Source organism: Streptomyces spororaveus (genome assembly GCF_016755875.1).
Classification (GTDB): Bacteria; Actinomycetota; Actinomycetes; order Streptomycetales; family Streptomycetaceae; genus Streptomyces; species Streptomyces spororaveus.
Genome location: NZ_BNED01000005.1, coordinates 5,305,968 through 5,330,456, shown reverse-complemented (window position 1 = coordinate 5,330,456; position 24,489 = coordinate 5,305,968). Strand labels below are relative to the sequence as shown.

The following is a 24,489-nucleotide window of genomic DNA, read 5'->3' as shown; positions in this document are numbered from 1 at the left end:
CACCAAAGCTACGCGGCCGGGTGGGCATTGGAGGCCAGCAGGGGGCCGGATTCGCGGCGACCTTCACTTCTGCGAGCGAAATCGTGTCCCAGAAGTCGACAAATCCACTGAGTCGGCGCTACGAGGGTCCGCCTCAGGGCTTGCCGGAGCCCGAGGAGCCCGCGGAGTCCCCGATCGTGCCGACCCAGTCGACGACGTCGTTGCCCCAGGTCCAGACCTGGTCCCACCAGCCCTTGCCGGTGCCGATCCACTCCTGGAGCGGGGTCAGTTCCCAGACCAGCCAGCCGGCGACGAAGAACACCAGGATCAGCACCAGGCAGCCCTTGAGGCAGCCGAGGCCGGGGATCCGCACCGGGTTGGCGCTGCGGCGGCGCGGCTCGCGCGGCTCCCGGGGGGCCGGCCGCTGCGGCGGGGCCTGCGGGGGCTGCTGCTGGGGCTGGCGGTACTGGGGCTGCTGCGGCTGAGGCTGCTGCTGGTACGGCTGAGGCTGGTGCTGCTGCGGCTGGTAGTGCTGCGGCGGCGGAGGCGCGTACTGCTGCTGGGGCGGCTGCTGCGGCTGGCGGTACTGCGGCTGCTGAGGCTGCTGGTACTGCTGCTGCGGGGGCGGCGGGCCCTGTCGGTACTGCGGCGGCTGCTGCTGCGGCTGCGGCCGGTGCTGCGGCGGCGGAGGCGCCTGCCGCTGCGGACGGCGGCGCAGCGGGTCCTCGTTCGGGTCGAGGTACTGGATCTGCGTCTGCTCGTTGCGGTCCCGCGCGGCCTGCATCTGCGACTGCCACGGGTGCGGCGAGTCGGGGCGCTGCACCGGGGGCATCACCGAGGTCGGGTCGGCGCCGGGGCCCGCGGTGCTCGACAGCACCGAGGTGGCGTCGGCCGCACCGACCGGGGGCATGACGCTGGTCATGGCGTTCGGGTCGTACGCGCCGGCCTGCGCGCCCGTCGAGGGCAGCATCTGCGTGGGGTCGGCGGCGCCGGGGGTCTCGGGGACCGGGGCCGGCGAGGGGTCGGGCGCGAGCAGCGCGCCCACGCCGAGCGCGGCCTCCACCTCTTCGGCCGAGGAGTGCACGCCGATGCCGGAGGCCACCACGCGCAGTCCGCGGGCCAGGCTCTCGGCGCTGGGCCGCTCGTTCGGCTCCTTGCGCAGGCAGCGCTCGATGACCGTCCACAGCGGTTCGGGCACGGTGGGCGGCCGCTGCGGGTCCTCGCTGAGGTGGCGGTGGAGCACTTCGAGCGCGGTGCCGCCGGCGAACGGCGGGCGGCCGGTGAGCAGCTCGTAGAGGAGGATGCCGGCGCCGTAGATGTCGACGGCGGAGGTCTGCGGGCGGCCCTCGGCGGACTCGGGGGCGACGTAGGCCGGGGTACCGACGAACTCGTGGGTGCGGGTCAGGCCCGGGGAGTCGGCGAGGCGGGCGATGCCGAAGTCGGTGAGCATCGGCTTCATCTGGCCGCCGCGCTCGTCGAGCAGCACGTTGGCCGGCTTCAGGTCGCGGTGGACCACTCCGTCGGCGTGGCTGGCGGCGAGGGCGTCGGCGATCTGGGCGGTCAGCAGGCTCGCGGCGACGGGCGTGAAGGGGCCGTTCTCGCGGAGGTACCGGTGCAGGTCCGGGCCGTCGATCAGGTCCATGACCAGGGCCAGCAGATCGCCCTCGACGACGAGGTCGCGGGTGCGCACGATGTTGGGGTGGGTCAGGCGCAGCAGGACCGAGCGCTCCCGCAGGAAGCGCATGACGATGTCGGGATCCTGGGCCAGCTCCTCCTTGAGGACCTTGATGGCCACGGTCTCCCCGGGCTGTCCCGTGACGGCCGCCTCCGCGCCGGCGGCCTCCCTCTGGCGGGCACGCCAGACAGTGCCCGTGGCGCCGCGCCCGAGCGGCTCCTCGAGCAGGTACTTGCTGCCGACTGGCCGCACGTCTCGCGCTCCCCTGCTGTCGTCTGCTGTGGTCGATCTGCTGATTGGTTTTCCGGCCCACTCTAGGGGGTGTCCCCCGGGAAGACGCCGGTCCCCGGAGGTTGGTTGCCGCACATATGTGCGGAGGGTGATGTTTGCGGGGTATGCCGGAGGCGATTTTCCCCGTCTTTACCGGCCTTGGTGTCCGGATCCGACCGGGGTCCGACCCGGGTCCCCGCACATCAAGATCATTTGTTGCCGGGTGCCGGGCGTGTTGTCCGTGACAGGTGCGAGGATGCACATGTACGGACGGCACGGGACGGGAGCCCCGCCTTCCGGGCAGACCTGACCGGACGACGCGTCCGTGCCGGGTGGGGGGCGACCGGGGCGGTCATGTCACGGGATCCCCCTGCCGGGCGCACACACCGCGCACCGCGCAGAAGGGACCGCTGACGGCGATGCAGATCCGGCTGACCGTCCTTGGGTCGCGCAGCGGCCACCACACCGCGACCGCCCCCGCGAGCTGTGACGTGCTCGTCACCGCACCCGTCGGCACCGCGCTGGCCGCGGTCGCCTCCGGGCTCGCGGCCACCGTCGGCGGGCCCGACACCGGGGGCACGGTCGTGCTGTACGCGGGCTCCGAGCGCCTCGACCTCCAGCGGCGGGTGCTCGGCGAACCGCCGCTCGTGGACGGCGCGGTCCTGGCGCTGCACGGGCCGGTACCGGACGTCCTGCCGGAGGACGGCCTCGGCGCGGCCCAGCTGCACGTCGTCGCCGGACCCGACGCGGGCGGGGTGCACCTGCTGCACAGCGGGCAGATCCGGGTGGGCCGCTCCGCCGACGCCGACGTCCCCCTCGACGACCCCGACGTATCCCGGCTGCACTGCGCGGTGACGGTGATACCCGACGGGCGGGTCGCGGTGGCCGACCTGAACTCGACGAACGGCACCACCCTGGACGGCTCCCCCGTGGGGGCCCAGCCCGTCCCCCTGCCGCCGGGGGCGCTGCTGCGGGTCGGCGAGTCCACCCTGCGGCTGGCCGCCGCGGGCGCTCCCGCGCTTTCGGTGACCCCGGACCTCCAGGGCCATCTCTCGGTCTCCGCCCGGCCCGCCGCCGCCGCGCTTCCCGGCCCGCTCCCCGGGGCGGATCCGGCCGCGCCCGGGCCGGTGCCGGACGCACCCGGGCTCCCCGGGCTCCCCGACGCGCCCGGTGCCCCCGGTGCAGCCCCCGGGGCCGGTCCGCAGGGCGAGGCGCCGAGCCCCGGCACCGGCCCCGACTCAGGCTCCGGCACCAGCCCCGGCTCCGGCTCCGGCTCCGGCTCCGGCCGGCGGAAGGGCCTCGGCGCCTGGGCCCGTAAGTGGGTGCGCGGCGAGGAACCCGCCGAGGCCCCGCCGGAACCGGTGCTCGCCGCCCCCGACCCCGACGATCCCGCCGCGCTGCTGCTGGCCGCGATGGGCCCCACCGAGCGCCTGTGGTCCCGTACGCCCGGACAGCCCGCCGCACTGGACGTGGGGCTCGGCGCCGGGAGCCGGGTGTCCCTGCCCGCCGTCGGCGCCCTCGGGCTCGCCGGGCCGCGGACCCGGCTGGCCGGGGCCGCCCGCTGGGTGGTCGCGCAGCTGGCGGCACTGCACGCGCCGGGCGGGCTGGAGATCGTGCTCGTCTCCGCCGACCGGGCGCGCGGCCTCGCCGACCGGCGGCGCGACTGGGGCTGGCTCGGCTGGCTGCCCCACGTCCGGCCCGCGCACGGCCAGGACTGCCGGCTGCTCCTCGCGTACGACCGCGACCAGGCCGTCGCCCGCACGGGTGAACTGACCCGGCGCCTCGACGAGGGGCCGCTGGGCACACACTGGGCCGCCGCCGATGCGAGCCAGGTGCGCCGGGCCGCCGCCGTCTACGAAGGCCCGTACACGCTCCTCGTCCTCGACGGCGATCCGGGGGCCGGCCCGCTGCGCGACGTCACCGGCCGGCTCGCCTCGCACGGCCCGGCCGTCGGCATCCACGTGCTCGTGCTCGCCGAGGCCCCGGCCGCCACCCCCGCCTCGCCGGTCGCCGAGACGTACGAGGCCGCCTGCGCGAGCTCCCCCGCCTTCCGGGACTGCGGCGCGGTCGCGCTGCTCAGCGGGGATGTGGCCACGGCCGTGCGCACCTTCACGATCAGCGGCGGCAGGCCGGTCCCGGCCGGGGGCACCACCAGCGCCGACGCCGTCTCCGTCGCCTGGGCCGAGCGCTTCGCCCGCGCCCTGGCACCGTTGCGCACCGCCGAGGGCGGCTCCGCCGAGCCGTACCGGCCGACCGCGGCCGCCCTGCCCGCCACCGCACGGCTGCTGGACGAGCTGGGGCTGGCCCGGGCCACCCCGGCCTCCCTGATGGCCCGTTGGGCCGCCGCCACCGACCAGGGGCAGGGCGTGGGCGGCCTCGCCGAGATCGTGCTGGGCAGCGGACGCCGCGGGCCCGTCGGCACCGAGCTCGTCCACGACGGCCCGCACCTGCTCATCGAGGGGCCCGCCGGGAGCGGGCGGACCGAGCTGCTGCGCTCGGTGGCGGCGTCGCTGTCCGCGGCCGCGCGGCCGGACCGGCTCGGACTGCTCCTCCTCGACGGGGCCGGCGGCGAGCGCGGCGACGGGCTGCGGCCCTGCACCGAGCTCCCGCACGTCTGCGCCCATCTGGTGGCCTCCGATCCGCTGCGCATGCGGGAGTTCGCGCAGGCGCTCGGCGCGGAGCTCAAGCGCCGCTCCGAGCTGCTGGAGGAGTTGTCCTTCGCCGAGTGGCACGCGCAGCGCGAGGTGTCCGACCGGATGGTCTCGCCGCGCCGGCCCGCCCCTGGCGAGCAGCGCGGCGACCTCGACCCCCAGCGGACCGGCACGCTGCGGCTGCGGGCCGCGACCACCCGTACGGATCCTCCCGGGCCCAGCCCGCTGCCGCGCCTGGTGGTGCTCGTGGACGACCTCGACGCGCTGGTCGCGCCGGGGCTGGGCAGTACGGGCCGCCCCGCCGCCGGCTCGGTGGTCCGGGCCCTGGAGGCGGTGGCCCGCGAGGGCGCCCGGCTCGGCGTGCACCTGGTGGCCGCCAGCGCCCACCCGGACCGTACGGCGGAGACCGGGCCGGCCCGGCTGGCCACCCTGCGCGTGGAGCTCGACGCCCCCGACCAGCCGGGCCCGGGCCGGGGCATGCTCCGCTTCGGGGACGGCCGGACGGTCCCGTTCCAGGCGGGCCGGGTCACCGGCCGGATCCCCCGGACGGCGACCCAGCGGCCGACCGTGGTCCCGGTGGAGTGGGAGCGGATGGGTGATCCGCCGGCCCGCCGCCCGGTCCGTGAACTGGGCAACGGGCCCACCGACCTCGCACTGCTGGCCAGCGCCCTGGACCGGGCCTCACGCCTGGTCTCGGCGACGCCCGTGCTGTTCCCCCCGGCCCCCTGACGTCCGGCGCGCCCCCGCGACGCGGTATTGCGGGGGCGCACGGCTCGGCGTAGACCTTGTGGTCCGGGACACATCACGGGCATCGGGGGCAGAGCCATGCGCAGGCACGGAACGAGCCGTACGACACTCACCTGGACGGCGCTCGCCGCCGCGGCGGCCCTCACGCTCGGCGCGTGCGGGGACGGCGGAACGGAGGAGCCGCAGGGTCCCGAGGGCAGCACGGCCGCACCCCGGGTGCAGTTACCGAAGCTGCCCGGCGAGAAGCTGGAGGTCGCCGCGGTCTGGACGGGCCCGGAGCAGGAGAACTTCATCAAGGTCCTGAAGGAGTTCGAGAAGCGGACGGGTGCCTCCGTCACCTTCGTCCCGGCCCAGGACCCGATCGTCACCTTCCTCGGCACGAAGATCGCGGGCGGTGCGCCGCCGGACGTGGCGCTGCTCCCGCAGGTCGGGGCGCTGGCCGCGGCGGTGGAGAACAAGTGGGCGCAGCCGCTGGGCCCGGAGGCCGCCGCCCAGCTCGACGCGAACTACTCGGACGGCTGGAAGAAGCTGGGCACCGTCGGGGACACCCGGTACGGCGTGTACTACAAGGCCGCCAACAAGTCGCTGATCTGGTACAACGCGAAAGCCTTCGAGGCGGCGGGGGTGAAGCCCCCGAAGACCTGGAAGGAACTGATCACGGCGGCCGACACGCTGTCCGCCTCGGGCACCCCGGCCGTCTCGGTGGCGGGCGCGGACGGCTGGACCCTCACCGACTGGTTCGAGAACATCTACCTCTCGCAGGCCGGCCCGGAGAAGTACGACCAGCTGGCCAAGCACCGGATCAAGTGGACGGACGACAGCGTCAAGCAGGCGCTGACCACGCTCGGCGAGCTGTTCGGCCGCAAGGACTTCCTGGCGGGCGGGCCGAGCGGGGCGCTGTCCACGGAATTCCCGAAGTCGGTGACGCAGACCTTCACCGGAGGCGACCGGCCGGCCGCCGCGATGGTCTTCGAGGGCGACTTCGTGGCGGTGAACATCGCGCAGACGCAGGCGAAGGTCGGCGAGGACGCCCTGGTCTTCCCCTTCCCGGCGGTCGGTGCGAAGGCTCCGGTGGTCTCGGGCGGCGACGTGGCGGTCGCCCTGAAGCCGTCGAAGGGGGCGCAGGCACTGCTGACCTTCCTGGCCTCGGCGGACGCGGCGGAGATCCACGCCCGTCAGGGCGGGTTCCTCTCCCCGAACAAGGCGGTCGACCCGGCGGTGTATCCGAACGACATCCAGCGGAACATCGCCAAGGCGCTGATCGCGGCGGGCGACGACTTCCGCTTCGACATGTCGGACCAGGCCCCGGCGGCCTTCGGCGGGACCCCGGGAGCGGGCGAGTGGAAGGCGCTCCAGGACTTCCTGGCGAACCCGTCGGACGTGGCGGGCACCCAGGCGAAACTGGAGGCGGACGCGGCCAAGGCCTACGGGAACTGATCCCGTGCCGGCCCCTGCCGCCGCACGCGTCCCGGCGGAGGTCCGGCGCCGCCGTCTGATCGCGGCGGCGTTCCTCCTCCCGGCGCTGGTGCTGCTCGGTGCGCTCGTCGTGCACCCGATCGGCTACTCCCTCTACCGCAGCCTCTTCGACCGTTCCGGCGACACCTTCGTCGGCGGTGACAACTACCGGGAGATCCTGAGCGACGACACGATCCGCACCGCCCTGAAGAACACGGCGCTGTGGGTGGTGCTCGCCCCGGCCACGGCCACCGCCCTCGGGCTGATCTTCGCGGTCCTCACCGAACGGGTGCGCTGGGGGACGGCGTTCAAGCTGCTGGTCTTCATGCCGATGGCGATCTCGATGCTGGCCGCGGGCATCATCTTCCGGCTCGTCTACGACCACGATCCCGACCGAGGGGTCGCCAACGCGGTCTGGGTCGGGGTCCACGACACCTTCGCGCAGTCCTCGGCCTTCCCCAAGGCGCGCCCGGGCCGGGAATCGCCGCTCGCGGACGCCGGCGGGGGTGCCTTCGTGACCCGCGACCCCGTCCGCGCGGGTACTCCGGTGCTGCTCCCGCTGGTCGGCGTGGCCCCGGAGGCGCTGCCGGAGGGAACCCGTACCGCGGGCAGCTCCGGCGCCGTGCCGGGGAAGGTCACGGGCACGGTCTGGCAGGACTTCACCCGGGGCGGGGGCGGGGCGGTGAACGTGGTCGACCCGACCGAGCAGGGCTTCGCCGGGATGCGGATCGAGGCGGTCAAGGACGGCCGGGTCGTCGAGCGGACGACGGCCGGAGCCGACGGCACCTTCACGCTGTCCGGGAAGGCGGACGGGGCGCTGCTGCGGCTGCCCGCGGCCAACTTCCGGGAGGCGTACTCCGGGGTCCAGTGGCTCGGCCCGGCGCTCGTCACCCCGGCGGTCATCGGGGCGTACGTATGGATGTGGGCCGGTTTCGCGATGGTGCTGATCGGGGCGGGGCTGGCCGCCGTACCGCGGGAGCTGCTGGAGGCGGCGCGCGTGGACGGGGCCGGCGAGTGGCAGGTGTTCCGGCGGATCACCGTCCCGCTGCTGGCGCCCGTCCTGGTGGTCGTGCTCGTCACCCTCGTCATCAACGTCATGAAGATCTTCGACCTGGTCTTCGTGATCGCGCCGGGCGCGGTCCAGGACGACGCGAACGTGCTCGCGCTCCAGCTGTACCGGACCTCCTTCGGCACGGACGCCGATCCGGGGCTGGGCAGTGCCATCGCCGTACTGCTGCTGGTGCTGGTGATCCCGGTGATGCTCGTGAACATCCGCCGACTGCGCAAGGAGGGGTCCCGATGAGCCGTTCCGACGTGACGCCGGCCCCTGCGGCGCACCCCAGGTCCTCGTACGCCGCGCGCGCGTCCGCCCGGCTCGCCGGCGGCGCGCTGCGCGTCTTCCTGGTCGTGGCGGCGCTCTTCTGGCTGCTGCCCACGCTCGGGCTGCTGCTCTCCTCCTTCGTCTCCCCCACCGACCTCAACAGCGGCGGCTGGTGGCAGGTGCTGACCGCGCCCTCACGGCTGACGGCCGACAACTACCAGCGCCTGCTGGCGAACGACACCATCACCGGCTCGCTCCTCAACACGTTCGCGATCGCCGTGCCGGCCACCCTGCTGGTCCTGGTCCTGGGCTCGCTCGCCGGATACGCCTTCGCCTGGCTGGAGTTCCCCGGCCGGGACTGGCTGTTCCTCGTCGTCGTCGGACTGCTCGTCGTGCCCGTGCAGGTGGCACTGATCCCGGTCTCCGAACTCTTCGGTTCCATCGGGCTGTTCGAGACCACGGCGGGCGTGGTCCTCTTCCACACCGCCTTCGGACTGCCCTTCGCCGTGTTCCTGCTGCGCAACTTCTTCGCGGAGATCCCGCGTGAGCTGCTGGAGGCGGCCCGGCTCGACGGGGCGGGTGAACTGCGTCTGTTCACACGGGTGGTGCTGCCGCTCGGCGGCCCGGCGATCGCCTCGCTCGGCATCTTCCAGTTCCTGTGGGTGTGGAACGACATGCTGGTGGCGCTGGTGTTCGCGGACTCCGCCCACCCGCCGATCACGGTCGCGCTCCAGCAGCAGGTACGGCAGTTCGGGAACAACATCGACGTGCTCGCGCCCGGCGCGTTCCTGTCGATGGCGGTCCCGCTCGTGGTGTTCTTCGCCTTCCAGCGGCAGTTCGTCTCGGGGGTGATGGCCGGGGCGATCAAGTAGCCCTGCGCGGGCGCGCACCCCGTGCGGCGCGGCCCGCTGACGCTGCGTAACCCGAATGCCACACAGCGCGTAACCCGATCGCCACGCCGGGGGTTCCTGGGCAAATGCCCGCGCCGACCCCTGGATGTGCCGTGCCCCGGTTCAGCGTCATCGTGCCCGCGTACAAGGTCCAGGCCTACCTCCAGGAGAGTCTGGACTCGGTCCTGGCCCAGTCGTACCCGGATCTGGAGCTGATCGCGGTCGACGACGCCTCTCCGGACGCCTGCGGGTCGATCATCGACGAGTACGCGGCACGTGACCCCCGGGTGACGGCCGTCCACCTGGCGCACAACCTCGGCCTGGGCCCGGCCCGCAACGCGGGCCTGGCGCGGGCGGGCGGCGACTACCTGATCTTCCTCGACGGCGACGACACCCTCGCCCCGGGCGCCCTGCAGGCCATCACCGACCGGCTGAAGGCCACCGGCTCCCCCGACGTCCTGGTCTACGACTACGCGCGCACCTTCTGGTCGGGCGAACTCGTCCGCAACCGCCTCTCCCACCGGCTCTCCGAGGAGGGCCCGGCCAGCTTCCGGCTCGCCGACCGCCCCGCTCTCCTCGGCATGCTGATGGTGGTCTGGAACAAGGCCTACCGCCGCGAGTACGTGGAGCGCGAGGGCCTCGAATTCCCGCCCGGCTTCTACGAGGACACCCCCTGGACCTACCCGGCCCTGCTGGCCGCGGAGTCCGTCGCCGTCCTGGACCGGGTCTGCGTCCACTACCGGCAGCGGCGCACCGGCTCGATCCTGACCACCACCAGCCGCCGCCACCTCGACATCTTCGACCAGTACGACCGGGTCTTCGGCCACCTCGCCACCCGCCCCGAGCTGGAGCGCTGGCGCCCCGCCCTGCACCGCCGGATGGCCGAGCACTTCTGCACCCTGTACGCCGACCCGCGCCGCCTCCCGCGCGCCGCCCGGGCCGAGTTCTTCGCCCGGGCCTGCGCCCTGCTGCGCCGCCACCGCGTCCCCGTACCCGGCGGCAGCGGCGCCCTGCCGCTGTCCCTGTCCCGGACCGACCGGGTCCGGCACACCCTGATGCGGCTGGGCACCCGGCGCACCTACCGGCTGCTGTCCGCGCTGCGCACGGCCGCACTGGCGCTGGGCCGCGCCGCCTCGGCCCTGTGGCGGGGCCTGCGGGAGTGCCGGCTGCGGCTGCACTACCGGATCCAGCGGCTGCTGCCGCTCCGCCCGGAGCTCGCCGTCTTCTCCGCGTACTGGCACGGCGGCTACGCCTGCAACCCGGCGGCGATCGAGGCCAAGCTGCGGGAGCTCGCGCCGCGGATGCGCACGGCCTGGATCTGCGATCCGGAGCACGCCCCGACCCTGCCCCGCGAGACGACGGCGCTGCGCCCGGGCTCGGCGGCGTACTGGACCGCCCTGGCCAGGGCCACCTACCTGGTCACGAACGTCAACTTCGACCGCGCCCTGGTCAAGCGGCCGGGCCAGATCCTCGTCCAGACCCAGCACGGCACCCCGCTCAAGCGCGTCGGCCTCGACCTCCAGGACCGCCCGGCGGCCACCCCGACGACGGACTTCGCGGGTCTGCTGCGCGGCGCCGACCAGTGGGACTACCTGCTCTCCTCGAACCGGCACTCCACCCTGGTGTGGGAGAAGGCCGTCCCGTCCTCCTACACCACGCTGGAGTACGGCTACCCGCGCAACGACGTCTTCCACCGGGCTGGCCCGGCCGAGGTGCTGGAGCTGCGCGAACGCCTCGGCATCCCGGCGGGCTCGACGGCCGTCCTGTACGCGCCCACGCACCGCGACTACCGGCGCAGCCGGCCCGAGCACCTGGACTTCGAGCGGGTGCTGCGGGAGCTGGGCCCGCGCTTCACGATCCTGGCCCGCACCCATCTCACGTACGCGGACCTCCCGCCCTCCCCGGACACGCACCCGCGCCTGATCGACGTCTCCGCGCACCCCTCGGTGGAGGAGCTGTGCCTGGCCTCGGACGCGCTGGTGACGGACTACTCGTCCCTGATGTTCGACTACGCGGCGCTGGACCGGCCGATCGTGATCCACGCGGACGACTGGGAGGCGTACGAGGCGGCCCGGGGCACGTACTTCGACCTGCGGTCGTGCCCGCCGGGCGCGATCGCCCGGACCGAGGACGAGCTGGTGGACATCTTCAGCACGGGCCACTGGCAGGGCTCGCGCTCCGCGCAGCTGCGGGCGGCGTTCCGCGCGCGTTTCTGCTCGCACGACGACGGCCACGCGGCGGAGCGGGTGGTGCGCCGGGTCTTCCTCGGGCAGACGGCCCCGATCCCGGCGGTCGTCCCCCTGGAGGACCGCCGCCCGGCTCCCGCGGCTCCTGCGGCTCCCGCGCCGGCTCTGGCCCCCGTCTGGCCGTAGCGCCGCACCGCCGGGTGGGCGCGGGGCCTAGGGGGCCAGCGCGAGCCCGCCCTGACCGGCAAGACACCCCCTACGCGTCCGGGCCGGAGCCGGCCTTGAGGCCCGCCACCACCTGGTGGGCCAGGACGTCGAGGTGGCTGCCCGTCACCGCGTCCCGGACGACCACCTGGCGCCAGTAGAGCGGACCGATCAGCAGGTCGAGTGCGTGGGCGGGGTCGATGCCCGCCGTGAGTTCGCCGCGGGCGACCGCATCGGAGACGATCCCCTCCGCCATGCGGCGCTGCCCGTCGAGCAGGGCGCCGCGTACCGCCTCGGCGATCTCCGGGTTGCGCGCCGCCTCCACGAGCAGGTCGGGAATCACCGCGGAGGCCACCGGGTGCCGCAGCACGTGTGACATGACCTCCAGCAGGGCCCGTACGTCCCCGTACAGCGAGCCCGTCGCGGGCACCGGCAGGCCGTCCACCGCGAAGGCCCCCACCAGGTCCAGCACCAGGTGCAGCTTCGACTTCCACCGCCGGTAGACGGCGGTCTTGCCAACACCCGCCCGCCGGGCGATGCCCTCGATGGACATCTTCGAGAAGCCGACCGCGGCCAGTTCCTCCACCACCGCGTCACGGATCGCCTCGGTCACGTCCGCGCGCAGGACTGCGGCACCGGCGGGGGCTCTGCGGGCGGGGGCGGAAGGGGCGGCGGGGTCCGGGGTCATGCAGAGAGCATAACCGCGCCCCCGTCACGACGAAACGGTTGCGTTCCGACGTGCCACGCCCTAATCTCGCCGTAGCGACGATACGGACCCGTCCCGACCTCGGCAGTGACGTACTGCCCCGTCGAAAGCGAACCCTGTGACCACCGCGACCGCACCCAAGACCGCACCCGCGCCCTCCGCGGAACTCGCGCGGCTCGCCGCCGCCCACGGCCTCACCCTCAGCGGCGCCCGCCCCACGCTCCCCCGCTACATCGCGGAGCTCTGGGACCGGCGCCACTTCGTGACCGCGTACGCGACCGCCCGCATGCAGGCCACGTACAGCACGGCCAAGCTCGGCCAGCTCTGGCACCTGGTGACCCCGCTGCTCAACGCGGCCGTCTACTACTTCATCTTCGGCATCGTGATGAAGGCCAGCCACGGCGTGCCGGACTACGTGCCCTTCCTGATCACCGGCATCTTCGTCTGGGACTTCATCGGCAGCTCCATCAACGCCGGCACCCGCGCCGTCCACAGCAACCGCGGCCTCGTCCGCGCCTTGCACTTCCCGCGCGCCAGCCTGCCCATCTCCACCGTCGTCCAGCTCTTCCAGCAGCTGCTCGTCACCATGGGCGCCCTGGTCATCCTGCTGCTGGCCTTCGGCCAGCGGCCCGCCTGGTCCTGGTTCCTGGCCGTCCCGGCCCTCCTGCTGACGGCCGTGTTCGCCGCCGGCTGCGCGATGGTCATGGCGCGCATCGGCAGCAAGAGCCCGGACGTCAGCCAGCTGATGCCGTTCGTCCTGCGCACCTGGATGTACTCCTCGGGCGTCATGTGGTCCATCGACCAGATGCTCCAGTCGGACCACCTGCCGCACCACTGGGTGCTGACCCTGCTCAAGCTCAACCCGGCCGCCGTCTACATCGACCTGATGCGCTTCGCACTGATCGACAGCTTCCAGGCGCACTCGCTCCCGCCCCACGCGTGGCCGCTGGCCATCGGCTGGGCCCTGCTCGCCGGCGTCGGCGGTTTCATCTGGTTCTGGAAGGCAGAAGAGGAGTACGGCCGTGGCTGACACCGCGTCGAAGAGCGACACCCGGGTACCCACCGTCATCGCCGACGGGGTCCACGTCATCTACAAGGTCAACGGATCCGGCGCCCGCAAGGGCGGCGCCACCGCGGCGCTCAGCCGGGTCTTCTCCCGCGGGCCGGCCCCGGGCATGAAGGAGGTGCACGCCGTCAAGGGCGTCACCTTCACCGCGTACAAGGGCGAGGCCATCGGCCTCATCGGCTCCAACGGCTCGGGCAAGTCCACCCTGCTGGCCGCCATCGCCGGCCTCCAGCCGGTGGCCCACGGCCGGATCTACTCGCACGGCCAGCCGTCCCTGCTGGGCGTGAACGCCGCCCTGATGAACGACCTGACCGGCGAACGCAACGTCGTCCTCGGCGGCCTCGCGATGGGCATGTCCAAGCAGCAGATCCGCGAGCGCTACCAGGGCATCGTCGACTTCTCCGGCATCAACGAGAAGGGCGACTTCATCTCCCTGCCCATGCGGACGTACTCCTCGGGCATGGGCGCCCGGCTGCGCTTCTCCATCGCCGCCGCCAAGGACCACGACGTCCTGATGATCGACGAGGCCCTGGCCACCGGCGACGCCGCCTTCCAGCGCCGCAGCCAGGCCCGCATCGAGGAACTCCGCGAGCACGCGGGCACCGTCTTCCTCGTCAGCCACGGCATCAACACGGTCCGCGAGACCTGCGACCGCGCGATCTGGCTGGAGGCCGGTGTCCTGCGCATGGACGGCCCCTCGGCCGAGGTCTGCGACGCCTACGAGGCCTTCACCCGGCGCTGAATTCAGCCCCGCCGGCGTTCGGGGCGCGGGGGTCCGGGGCAGCGCCCCCGGCAGCGAACAGGACGGAAACGGAACGGGCCGGGCCCGGGACCACCAAGGTCCCGGGCCCGGCCCGTTCGGCGAAGCCGACCGATCAGCTGTGCACGCGCAACAGCGACCGCATCGTCCGCATCGCCACCGACAGGTTCGCCAGGTCGAAGTCGTCCGACCCCTGGATCTCGTCCAGGGTCGTCCGCGCCCGCCCGATGATCGCCGCGTTCTTCTCCTCCCACGCCTTGAAGCGCTCCTCGGGAGTCGACGTGCCGTTGCCCACCGACAGCACGTCCGCGGTCAGCGCCGCGTGGGCCGCGAACAGGTCCTCGCGGATGGAGGCACGGGCCATCGACTGCCAGCGGTCGGACCGCGGCAGCTCGATGATCCGGTCCATCAGCTGGGTGATCGCCAGGCGGTCGCCGAGGTCGTAGTACACCTCGGCGACCTCCAGCGGGTCCACACCCGTGCGGTCGGCGATCGCGACGATGTCCAGCGCCGGGAAGGCGGACGAGAAGCCGGCCACCTTGGCGGCCAGTTCCTCCGGGACGCCCTCACCCGTCAGCTCGTCCAGGATCGACTGGTACCACTCCAGGTCGGCGCCGCGCACCAGCTTCGGCAGCTCGGCCCAGACCTGGGCCACGCGCTCCTGGAAGAGGCCGATGGTCTCGGTGATCTGGAGCGGCTGCGGCCGGTTGTTCAGCAGCCAGCGGGTACCGCGCTCGACCAGGCGCCGCGAGTGCAGCCGCACCCGGGTCTGGACGTCCGCGGCGACCTTGTTGTCGAGCGCCTCCACCGCGTCCCACACATCGGCCAGGCCGAAGATCTCGCGGGCCGCGAGCTGCGCGCGGACGATCTCCTCCGTGGAGGCCCCGCTCTCCTCGCGCAGACGGTGCAGGAAGGTCGAACCACCCGTGTTGACGGTGTCGTTGACCAGGATGGTGGTGATGATCTCCCGGCGCAGCGCATGCGCGTCGATCTGCTCGGTGAGCCGCTCGGCCAGGGCGTCCGGGAAGTACGCGAAGAGCAGACGGCGCAGGTACGGGTCGTCCGGCAGCTCGGTGGTGATGAGCTCGTCCGCCACCGTGATCTTGGTGTACGCGAACAGCACCGCCAGCTCCGGCTGGGTCAGCCCCTTGCCGCCGTTCATCAGCTCGCGGATCTGCCGGTCGGTGGGCAGGAACTCCAGCGCCCGGTCGAGGCGGCCGTCGCGCTCCAGCCGGCGCATGTAGCGCTGCTGGGCGTGGAGCAGGCTCGGGGCCTGGGCCGCGCCGTTGGCGAGCGCGACGTTCTGCGCGTAGTTGTTGCGCAGGACCAGCCGGCCGACCTCGTCGGTCATCTGGGCGAGCAGCTTGTTGCGCTGCTTGACGGTCATGTCGCCGTCGGTGACGACCGCGTTGAGCAGGATCTTGATGTTCACCTCGTGGTCGGAGGTGTCCACGCCCGCGCTGTTGTCGATGGCGTCGGTGTTGACCTTGCCGCCGTCGCCGCCCGCGCCGGTGCGGGCGAACTCGATCCGGCCGAGCTGGGTGAGACCCAGGTTGCCGCCCTCGCCGATGACCTTGGCCCGCACGTCGGAGCCGTTGACGCGGATGGCGTCGTTGGCCTTGTCGCCGACGTCCGCGTGCGTCTCGGCGGTGGCCTTGACGTACGTACCGATGCCGCCGTTCCACAGCAGGTCCACGGGGGACTGCAGGATCGCCTTCATCAGGTCGGCCGGGGTCATCTTGGTGACGCCCGCCTCGATGCCGAGGGCCTCGCGGACCTGCGCGGTGATCGGGACGGCCTTCGCGGTACGCGGGTGGATGCCACCGCCCGCCGAGATCAGCGAGGTGTCGTAGTCGGCCCACGAGGAGCGCGGCAGCTCGAACAGGCGGCGGCGCTCGGCGTAGGAGGTGGCCGCGTCCGGGTTCGGGTCGATGAAGATGTGCCGGTGGTCGAAGGCGGCCACCAGGCGGATGTGCTCGGAGAGCAGCATGCCGTTGCCGAACACGTCACCGGACATGTCGCCGACGCCGACGACGGTGAAGTCCTCGGTCTGGGTGTCGTGGCCCAGCTCGCGGAAGTGCCGCTTGACGGACTCCCACGCGCCGCGGGCGGTGATGCCCATGCCCTTGTGGTCGTAGCCGGCCGAGCCGCCCGACGCGAAGGCGTCGCCGAGCCAGAAGCCGTAGGACTCGGCCACTCCGTTGGCGATGTCGGAGAAGGTCGCGGTGCCCTTGTCGGCGGCGACGACGAGGTAGGTGTCGTCCTCGTCGTGGCGGACCACGCCCTTGGGGGGCAGGACCTCGCCGGCGACCATGTTGTCGGTGATGTCGAGCAGCGCCGAGATGAAGATCTTGTACGAGGCGATGCCCTCGGCGAGCCAGGCGTCACGGTCCACCGACGGGTCGGGGAGGTTCTTCGCGACGAAGCCGCCCTTGGCGCCGACCGGCACGATCACGGTGTTCTTGACCATCTGGGCCTTGACCAGGCCGAGGATCTCCGTACGGAAGTCCTCGCGGCGGTCGGACCAGCGCAGGCCGCCTCGGGCGACCTTGCCGAAGCGCAGGTGGACGCCCTCGACGCGCGGGGAGTACACCCAGATCTCGAAGGCCGGACGCGGGGCCGGCAGGTCCGGGATGGCCTGCGGGTCGAACTTCATCGACACGTAGGAGTGCTGCTCGCCCACGCCGTTGAGCTGGAAGAAGTTCGTGCGCAGCGTGGCCTTGATGAGGGTGAGGAAGGCCCGCAGGATGCGGTCCTCGTCGAGCGAGGCGACCTGGTCCAGGGCCCCGTCGAGCTCCTCCAGCATGGCGTCCACGAGCTCGCTGCCGGCGGTCTGGCGCACGGGCGCCATCCGGGCCTCGAAGAGCGAGACCAGCAGCCGGGTGGTGTGGACGTTGTTGCGGAGGGTGTCCTCCATGTAGTCCTGGCTGAAGGTGGAGCCGGCCTGGCGCAGGTACTTGGCGTACGCGCGCAGGACGACGGCCTGCCGCCAGGTGAGTCCGGCGCTGAGCACCAGGGCGTTGAAGTTGTCGTTCTCCGCGTCGCCCTGCCAGACCGCGGCGAAGGCGTCCTGGAAGCGTTCGCGGGCGTCGTCGCCGAGGTAGGTCTCCCCGTTGCCGGTGACGGGCATCCGCAGACCGAAGTCGTAGATCCACGCGCTGACCCGGTCGGAGCGGCGCAGCTCGTACGGGCGCTCGTCGGTGACCTCGACGCCCAGGCGCTGCAGCACCGGCAGGACCGCGGAGAGCGAGACCTGGTCCCCGGTGCGGAAGATCTTGAAGCGGCGCTCGCCGGGGCCCGCGCCGACGGGCTCGTAGAGCGAGAGCGCGAACTTGCGGTCGCTGGCGGCGAGCCGCTCCAGGTGGATCAGGTCGGCGACGGCCGCGCGCGGCGAGTGGTCGGCCTTGTAGCCCTCGGCGAAGGAGGTGCCGTAGCGGCGCAGCAGCTCGGCCGCGCGCTCCTCGCCGCACTCGGCGATCAGCGCTTCCTGGAAGCCGTCGGCCCAGGAGCGGGCGGCCTCGACGAGACGGCCCTCGATGCGCTCGACGTCGGAGTCGGTCAGCGCGGGCAGCTCGGTGCCCTGCGGGACGCGGACGACGAAGTGGATGCGGGAGAGGATCGACTCGGTGTTCCAGGCGGTGAAGTCGACGCTGATGCCGCCGAGCTCCTCGCGCAGGATGTCCATCAGGCGCAGCCGCACACCGGTGGTGAAGCGGTCGCGGGGCAGGTAGACGAGCGCCGAGTAGTAGCGGCCGTACTCGTCCTGGCGCAGGTACAGCCGCAGCCGGCGGCGTTCCTGGAGGTACAGGACGGAGGTGACGATGGCCTGGAGCTGGTCGACCGGGGTCTGGAACAGCTCGTCGCGCGGGTACGTCTCCAGGATCTGCGTCAGGTCGCGGCCGTCGTGGCTGCTCGGCGCGAAGCCGGCGCCGGCGAGGACCTCCGCGACCTTGCGGCGGATGACCGGGACGCGGCGTACGGACTCGGTGTACGCGGCGGAGGAGAACAGGCCGAGGAAGCGGCGCTCGCCGACGACGTTGCCGTCGGCGTCGAACTTCTTGACGCCCACGTAGTCGAGGTACGAGGGGCGGTGCACGGTGGAGCGGCTGTTGGCCTTGGTCAGCACCAGCAGGCGGTGCTCGCGGGCCTTGGCGCGCGCGTCGGCGGGCAGCCGGTTGAAGGACGGCGAGACCGGGTGGCCGTCCTCCTTGCCGCTGTGGTGCGGGTCGGAGCGCAGGATGCCGAGGCCGGTACCGGGCACGGCGGACAGGGAGTCGCCGTCGACGAGGTTGTACTCGCGGTAGCCGAGGAAGGTGAAGTGGTCGTCGGCGAGCCAGCGCAGCAGCTCACGGGCCTCTTCGAGCTCGTACTCGCGCAGGTCGGGGGCGGTGGGCTCGTCCGGGAGGCCCTCCGCGATCCGCAGCGCGGCCTCGCGCATCTTCTCCCAGTCCTCGACGGACTCGCGCACGTCGGACAGGACGCGCTGGAGATCGGCGGTGATCTGCTTGAGATCGGCCTTGTCGGTCTCGCGGTCCATCTCGACGTGGATCCAGGACTCGACGAGGGAGTCGTGGGGACGCGCGGTGGCGGGGCCGTGGGCGTCGCAGTCGGGGCCGAGGATCTCGATCAGCTTGCCGGTGATGTCGCGGCGGACGACGACCTGCGGGTGGATCACGACGTGGATGCCGCGGCCCTGGCGGGACAGCTCGTTCGTCACGGAGTCCACGAGGAACGGCATGTCGTCGGTGACGACCTCGACGACGGAGTGGCTGGAGGTCCAGCCGTTCTCCTCCACCGTGGGCGTGTGCACGCGTACGTTCGCGGTGCCCTGCGGCCGGTTCTCGGCGAGCCGGTAGTGGGAGAGCGCGGCTCCGAACACATCGACCGGGTCCCGGTCCGCGAGGTCCTCTGGCGCCGTGTGCAGGTAGTAGCGCTGGAGGTAGGAGAGAACCGTGTCCTGGTCCGGACGCTCCCCCCGCTCGGCCCCAGTCGGAAGTAGCCCCCCGGCCGGGCTGTGCTCAGCTACCCGGGCCGCCCGTGCGAGCAGCTCGGCCTTTGCTTCGTCCAGCTTGGTCTGCATGTCCTCTGGCTCCTGTCGCGCGCCATTGCGTGACGTAGGTGAAGGAAGGAATGACATAGCGCCGCGAGGCGGGGTGTCCGTTCGGGATCGACGCTATGCCGTCGAGAGAGCCGACCGGGAGGGAATGAGCCATGATCGGCCGAACGTCCCGGGGGCGGGGATCAGCGAAGGCCCGGGCACGGTCGTGCGCCGGGCGCAGGCCGGAGGCTCCAGTGCCCCCGATGACTATCGCGCTGATCACGGGTACAAGGCTATCCCGACCTACCCCCAGGACGTCATTCGCTGCATCTGTACAAATCTTGGGGTGGAACTTTGACACTCTGGCCAGCGACGTGACCGGCCGTCCGTGCAGCGGCCCGTCCCGTCGCTATCCGGCCAGCTCGCGAGCTGTCCGGACGGCCTCGGCCAGGCTGTCCACGACCGGCACTCCGGCTGATTCCAGACTGCTGCGGCTGTGCGAGCCGCCCGTGTACAGAACCGCCCGGGCTCCGACGTGGGCGGCGGCGAGGGCGTCGTCCACGGCGTCTCCGATGAGGACCGTACGGTCCGCCGTCACACCCGTCCCGTCGAGGGCGGCCAGGTGACGTACGAGGTGTCCCGCCTTGGAGGTGTGGGAGGGGCCGATCCGGCCGTCGACACGCAGGAAGTGCTGGTCGATGCCGTGGTACCGGACCAGGGGGACGAGCTTGTCATGGGGCGCGAGGGACAGCAGGGACTGGGTGAGCCCCTCCTGCTGCCAGTCACGGAGCAGCTCGCGGGCGCCTTCGGCGAGCCCGGCGTCCTGGGCGGCGGCCCAGTAGTGGCGGTGGAAGGTGTCGTCCATGACGAGCCACTCCTCCTCGGTGGGCAGCCGGCCCATGAGGCGCTCGTAGAACTTCGGCACCGGGACGACGTACAGGTCGCGGTAGGTCTCCAGGGTGATCGGCGCGAAGCCGAGCTCGGCGAAGGAGGCGTTGGTCGCGGCTATGACGGCGTCGATGTCGTGGAGGAGCGTCCCGTTCCAGTCCCAGACGATGTGGTTCGGGGCGGTGGTGGCGGTCGCGGCGGTCACGGCGGTCGTGTCGGTCACTTGAGCAGCCCCGGAATCTCCTGCACGCCGAACCACAGCAGCTCGTGGTCCTCGGCCCCGTCGACGGTGAGCTGCGCCCGCGCGTCCCCGCCGTCGGCGGCCTCCAGGGCCCGCGTGGCGGCGGCCACGTCCTCGTCGGCGTCGTCGGCGTCCACGTGCACGGCGGCGGCCACGGCGAGCCGTACGGCGGCGGCGAGGGTCACCTGGCCGAGCGCGGCCTCGTCGGCCCCGGAGGTGGCGGTGGCGGCCTTGTCGTCGACGTCGAGGGCGACCACGACCCGGCGGCGCGGGGCACCCGCGTCCGCGGCGACCAGCCGCAGGGAGGCGAGCGCGGCCCGGTTCAGGGCCGCGTACTCCAGCTCCTCCATGTCGTCCGACACGTACCACTCGCGGAGCCCGGGGGTGACGGCGTACGCCAGCAGCGGGGCGGGGCCCAGCTCACCCGCCTTGTGCACCTCGGCGAGCCCGGGGAGGGTCAGGGGGACGTACACGCGCATGGCCGGCTGCTTTCGGTAGTCGGAAACGCCCTCAGGATACGACTCGGACGGGGCCGGGCGGGTGAGGGACTCCGTCCCCCTTCGGGGCCCCGGACCGGGAGCCGCGCCCGTCCACCCGGGTACGCGAAGTGGCGCCTCCGGGAGCCGGGGACCGGCCGCCGCCCACCCGGATAGGTGAAGCGGGCCGGCGGCCGGGCGGGCCGCGGGCGTGGTTGCGGAGCGTGTGCGGCGGCCGTAGAAGATCCCCATCAAGTTACCGCCCGGTACCGCTCCGGGCCCGGACTTTTCGGGGGGCAGCTCGCGATGGACACGACGACGCGCGGCACGATGACCGGCAACGACGGCGGCCGCCGACGGCCCGCCGGCCGGACGCGGACCCGGCCGGCGGGCCGGCGCGACCCCCGGCGCCCGGCCGCGGCCGGACCCCCGCCCACCCTGCGGCTGGGCCCGCACCACTGGTTCGCCGAACACCTCCTCGCGGTGGTCAGCGGCCTGCGCCCGGTCCACTCGCTCCTCGGCCACACCATCGGCCCCGCCTACCAGCAGCTGATCACCCTGGCCCCCTCGGACCCCCTCCGCGACCGCCTGCGCCCGGTCGTGCGCCAGTGCGGCCGCTTCATCCCGGGCCCCGGAGTCATCGAGGCCTTCGCCCGCATCGCCACCGGCGACCGCCTCACGGCCATGGCCTTCCGCCTCGAACAGGGCCCGGACCTCCGCTGGCGCTGCGCAGCGGTGGAAATCCGGGGCCCCCGCCCATGAGGCGGTCCTTCCGCCTCGCAGGCGATCGAGGCGCGGGGTCCGGGGCGGGGCCCCGGCGGCGGCGCCGCACCCGCACACGACGCGGCCGGGGCCGGACACCCCAGGTGTCCGGCCCCGGCCGACAGTTCCAGCTCGCCGACGGCGGCGGGTTACTTCTTCCGGCGACGCCCGCCCGCGGCCTTCTGCGCCTTGCGCCGCTCCGCCCGCGTCATCCCGTCGCCCTCGCCACCGGCGGCGTCACTCTCGAAGTCGCCCTCGATGACACCGCCCGCCCCGTCCACGGTCGGGGCGGAGAAGTGCAGCCGGTCCGGCCGCTGCGGAGCGTCCAGGCCCTTCGCCCGGATCTCCGGACGGGCACCCGCCGGCTCCTTCGTCAGCGACGGCGCCGCGTCCTGCACCGGAAGCTCCTCGACCTGCTGCTCGACCTGGACCTCCAGGTTGAACAGGTAGCCGACGGACTCCTCCTTGATGCCTTCCTGCATGGCGTTGAACATGTCGAAGCCCTCGCGCTGGTACTCGACCAGCGGGTCCTTCTGGGCCATCGCCCGCAGGCCGATGCCCTCCTGCAGGTAGTCCATCTCGTACAGGTGCTCACGCCACTTGCGGTCGAGCACCGACAGGACCACGCGACGCTCCAGCTCACGCATGATCTCGGAGCCGAGCGTCTTCTCACGCGTCTCGTACTGCTCGTGGATGTCGTCCTTGACGGACTCCGCGATGAACTCGGCGGTGATGCCCGCGCGGTCGCCCGCGGCCTCCTCCAGCTCGTCGATGGTGACCTTCACCGGGTAGAGCTGCCGGAAGGCGCCCCACAGGCGCTCCAGGTCCCACTCCTCGGCGAAGCCCTCGACCGTCTCGGCCGCGATGTACGCGTCGATGGTGTCGTCCATCATGTGGCGCACCTGCTCCTGCAGGTCCTCGCCCTCCAGGACGCGGCGGCGCTCGCCGTAGATGACCTCACGCTGGTTGTTGAGGACCTCGTCGTACTTCAGGACGTTCTTGCGCGTCTCGAAGTTCTGGGTCTCCACCTGCGACTGGGCCGACGCGATCGCGCGCGTCACCATCTTGTTCTCGATCGGAACGTCGTCCGGGACGTTCGCCATCGCCATGACGCGCTCGACCATCTGCGCCTTGAACAGACGCATCAGGTCGTCGCCCAGCGACAGGTAGAAGCGGGACTCGCCCGGGTCGCCCTGTCGGCCGGAACGGCCGCGCAGCTGGTTGTCGATACGGCGCGACTCGTGACGCTCGGTGCCCAGCACGTACAGCCCGCCGAGCTCCTTGACCTCCTCGAACTCCGCCTTCACAGCGGCCTCCGCCCGGGTGAGCGCCGAGGGGAGCGCGTGCGCCCACTCCTCGATGTGCTCCTCCGGGTCCAGGCCCTGCTGGCGCAGCTCGGCCTCGGCGAGGTCGTCCGGGTTGCCGCCGAGCTTGATGTCGGTACCGCGGCCGGCCATGTTCGTGGCGACCGTGACCGCGCCCCGGCGGCCGGCCTGGGCGACGATCGTCGCCTCACGGTCGTGCTGCTTGGCGTTGAGCACCTCGTGCGGGATGCCGCGCTTGGAGAGCTGCTGGGAGAGGTACTCGGACTTCTCGACCGACGTCGTACCGACGAGGATCGGCTGGCCCTTCTCGTGCTTCTCCGCGATGTCGTCGACGACGGCGGCGAACTTCGCGACCTCGGTCCGGTAGATCAGGTCCGGCTGGTCCTTGCGGACCATGCCGCGGTTCGTCGGGATCGGGACGACACCGAGCTTGTAGATCTGGTGGAACTCGGCGGCCTCGGTCATGGCCGTACCGGTCATGCCCGACAGCTTCGAGTAGAGGCGGAAGAAGTTCTGCAGGGTGATCGTGGCGAGGGTCTGGTTCTCGTCCTTGATGTCCACCCCTTCCTTCGCCTCGATCGCCTGGTGCATGCCCTCGTTGTAGCGGCGGCCGGCGAGGATACGGCCGGTGTGCTCGTCGACGATCATGACTTCGCCGTCGATGACGACGTAGTCCTTGTCGATCTTGAAGAGTTCCTTGGCCTTGATCGCGTTGTTGAGGTAACCGACGAGCGGGGTGTTCACCGACTCGTAGAGGTTCTCGATGCCGAGCCAGTCCTCGACCTTGGCGACACCGGACTCGTGGATGGCGACGGTGCGCTTCTTCTCGTCGACCTCGTAGTCGCCGGTCTCCTCGATGCCCTTCAGCGGCTGGCCGGCCTCGCCCTTGGTCAGGCGGGTCACCAGCTTCGCGAAGTCGCCGTACCACTTCGTGGCCTGGTCGGCGGGGCCGGAGATGATCAGCGGGGTACGGGCCTCGTCGACGAGGATCGAGTCGACCTCGTCGACCACGGCGAAGTTGTGGCCGCGCTGGACGAGCTCGTCCTGGGACCACGCCATGTTGTCGCGCAGGTAGTCGAAGCCGAACTCGTTGTTCGTGCCGTAGGTGATGTCGCAGCTGTACTGCTCGCGGCGCTGCGCCGGCGACATGTTCGCCAGGATGCAGCCGACCTCCAGGCCGAGGAACTTGTGCACCCGGCCCATCAGCTCGGAGTCGCGCTCGGCGAGGTAGTCGTTCACCGTGATCAGGTGGACGCCCTTGCCGGACAGCGCGTTCAGGTACGCGGGCAGCGTGCCGACGAGGGTCTTGCCCTCACCGGTCTTCATCTCGGCCACGTAGCCGAGGTGCAGCGCCGCACCGCCCATGATCTGGACGTCGTAATGCCGCTGGCCGAGGACGCGCTTGGCCGCCTCGCGTACGGTCGCGAAGGCCTCGGGCAGCAGGTCGTCCAGGCTCTCGCCGTCCTGGAAACGCTGCTTGTACTCGTCCGTGAGCGCTCGCAACTCGGCGTCGGAGAGGTTGACGAAGTCCTCTTCGATGGAGTTGACCTGGTCCGCGATGCGGTGCAGTTTGCGCAGGATCTTGCCTTCGCCTGCACGCATGAGCTTGTTGAAGACGGACACCGAGGTTTGTCTCCTTGCCGGTCGGGCCTGGGCACTGTACGTACACGGGCACGGCAGGTGGGCCCCACCGCAACGGCCATCGTAAGCGAGGACGTGGCCGCGTCGGGAGGTCCGCCGTTCCCGCGAGGGCACGGGTGCCCGTATTGAGAACGTACGGGGGACACCGAAGGTGCCGCACCACCCGGAGGGATCACCGAAATTTGTTCGCCGCGGGCGTCGGCCCGGC

Annotated in this window: 14 protein-coding genes; 8 read left to right on the top strand and 6 right to left on the bottom strand. The window is 72.4% G+C overall.

Annotation, left to right across the window (positions count from 1 at the left end):
* Positions 1–133: 133 nt before the first annotated feature.
* Positions 134–1,906, bottom strand: a complete 1,773-nt coding sequence (locus Sspor_RS26435) for a serine/threonine-protein kinase (protein WP_202201353.1) — start codon at positions 1,904–1,906, stop codon at positions 134–136.
* Positions 1,907–2,343: 437 nt separating this feature from the next.
* On the opposite strand from Sspor_RS26435, the gene Sspor_RS26430 reads away from it, so the two are divergent.
* The 5 genes from Sspor_RS26430 to Sspor_RS26410 all read left to right on the top strand — a co-directional run bounded on the left by Sspor_RS26430 (position 2,344) and on the right by Sspor_RS26410 (position 11,360).
* Positions 2,344–5,304 (top strand): FHA domain-containing protein, encoded by a 2,961-nt coding sequence (locus tag Sspor_RS26430; protein ID WP_202201352.1) that lies wholly within the window; start codon positions 2,344–2,346, stop codon positions 5,302–5,304.
* 96 nt (positions 5,305–5,400) lie between these two features.
* Positions 5,401–6,759, top strand: coding sequence for an ABC transporter substrate-binding protein (locus tag Sspor_RS26425; protein ID WP_202201351.1), 1,359 nt, complete (start codon positions 5,401–5,403; stop codon positions 6,757–6,759).
* A 4-nt stretch (positions 6,760–6,763) separates the two neighbouring features.
* Positions 6,764–8,080, top strand: coding sequence for a carbohydrate ABC transporter permease (locus Sspor_RS26420; protein ID WP_202201350.1), 1,317 nt, complete (start codon positions 6,764–6,766; stop codon positions 8,078–8,080).
* A complete protein-coding gene (locus tag Sspor_RS26415) occupies positions 8,077–8,970 on the top strand; it encodes a carbohydrate ABC transporter permease (RefSeq protein WP_202201349.1) in 894 nt (297 codons plus the stop codon). Before Sspor_RS26420 ends, Sspor_RS26415 begins: the two co-directional genes overlap by 4 nt.
* Before the next feature lie 131 nt (positions 8,971–9,101).
* On the top strand, positions 9,102–11,360 hold the full coding sequence (locus tag Sspor_RS26410; protein ID WP_202201348.1) for a bifunctional glycosyltransferase/CDP-glycerol:glycerophosphate glycerophosphotransferase: 2,259 nt from the start codon (positions 9,102–9,104) through the stop codon (positions 11,358–11,360).
* 70 nt (positions 11,361–11,430) lie between these two features.
* Here Sspor_RS26410 and Sspor_RS26405 read toward each other — a convergent pair whose 3' ends face one another.
* The gene (locus tag Sspor_RS26405) at positions 11,431–12,066 is read right to left on the bottom strand and encodes a TetR/AcrR family transcriptional regulator (RefSeq protein WP_202201347.1); all 636 of its coding nucleotides are present in this window, start codon (positions 12,064–12,066) and stop codon (positions 11,431–11,433) included.
* Positions 12,067–12,202: 136 nt separating this feature from the next.
* On the opposite strand from Sspor_RS26405, the gene Sspor_RS26400 reads away from it, so the two are divergent.
* Together Sspor_RS26400 and Sspor_RS26395 are read left to right on the top strand one after the other, a co-directional pair.
* On the top strand, positions 12,203–13,114 hold the full coding sequence (locus Sspor_RS26400; RefSeq protein ID WP_202201346.1) for an ABC transporter permease: 912 nt from the start codon (positions 12,203–12,205) through the stop codon (positions 13,112–13,114).
* Positions 13,107–13,892, top strand: coding sequence for an ABC transporter ATP-binding protein (locus tag Sspor_RS26395; RefSeq protein ID WP_202201345.1), 786 nt, complete (start codon positions 13,107–13,109; stop codon positions 13,890–13,892). Before Sspor_RS26400 ends, Sspor_RS26395 begins: the two co-directional genes overlap by 8 nt.
* 133 nt (positions 13,893–14,025) lie before the next feature.
* Here Sspor_RS26395 and Sspor_RS26390 read toward each other — a convergent pair whose 3' ends face one another.
* The 3 genes from Sspor_RS26390 to Sspor_RS26380 all read right to left on the bottom strand — a co-directional run bounded on the left by Sspor_RS26390 (position 14,026) and on the right by Sspor_RS26380 (position 20,556).
* Positions 14,026–18,990, bottom strand: coding sequence for an NAD-glutamate dehydrogenase (locus Sspor_RS26390; RefSeq protein ID WP_202201344.1), 4,965 nt, complete (start codon positions 18,988–18,990; stop codon positions 14,026–14,028).
* A 367-nt stretch (positions 18,991–19,357) separates the two neighbouring features.
* Positions 19,358–20,059, bottom strand: coding sequence for an HAD family hydrolase (locus Sspor_RS26385; protein WP_237404034.1), 702 nt, complete (start codon positions 20,057–20,059; stop codon positions 19,358–19,360).
* Positions 20,056–20,556, bottom strand: a complete 501-nt coding sequence (locus Sspor_RS26380) for a DUF6912 family protein (protein WP_202201343.1) — start codon at positions 20,554–20,556, stop codon at positions 20,056–20,058. Before Sspor_RS26380 ends, Sspor_RS26385 begins: the two co-directional genes overlap by 4 nt.
* Before the next feature lie 303 nt (positions 20,557–20,859).
* Between Sspor_RS26380 and Sspor_RS26375 the strand changes: the two genes are divergently transcribed.
* Complete coding sequence (locus Sspor_RS26375; protein WP_373318827.1) at positions 20,860–21,315, top strand: Rv3235 family protein; 456 nt, start codon at positions 20,860–20,862, stop codon at positions 21,313–21,315.
* 149 nt (positions 21,316–21,464) lie between these two features.
* On the opposite strand, the gene secA is transcribed toward Sspor_RS26375, so the two are convergent.
* Positions 21,465–24,263: a preprotein translocase subunit SecA gene (gene secA / locus Sspor_RS26370; RefSeq protein WP_202201342.1), complete on the bottom strand. Its 2,799-nt coding sequence runs from the start codon at positions 24,261–24,263 to the stop codon at positions 21,465–21,467.
* Positions 24,264–24,489 lie beyond the last annotated feature (226 nt).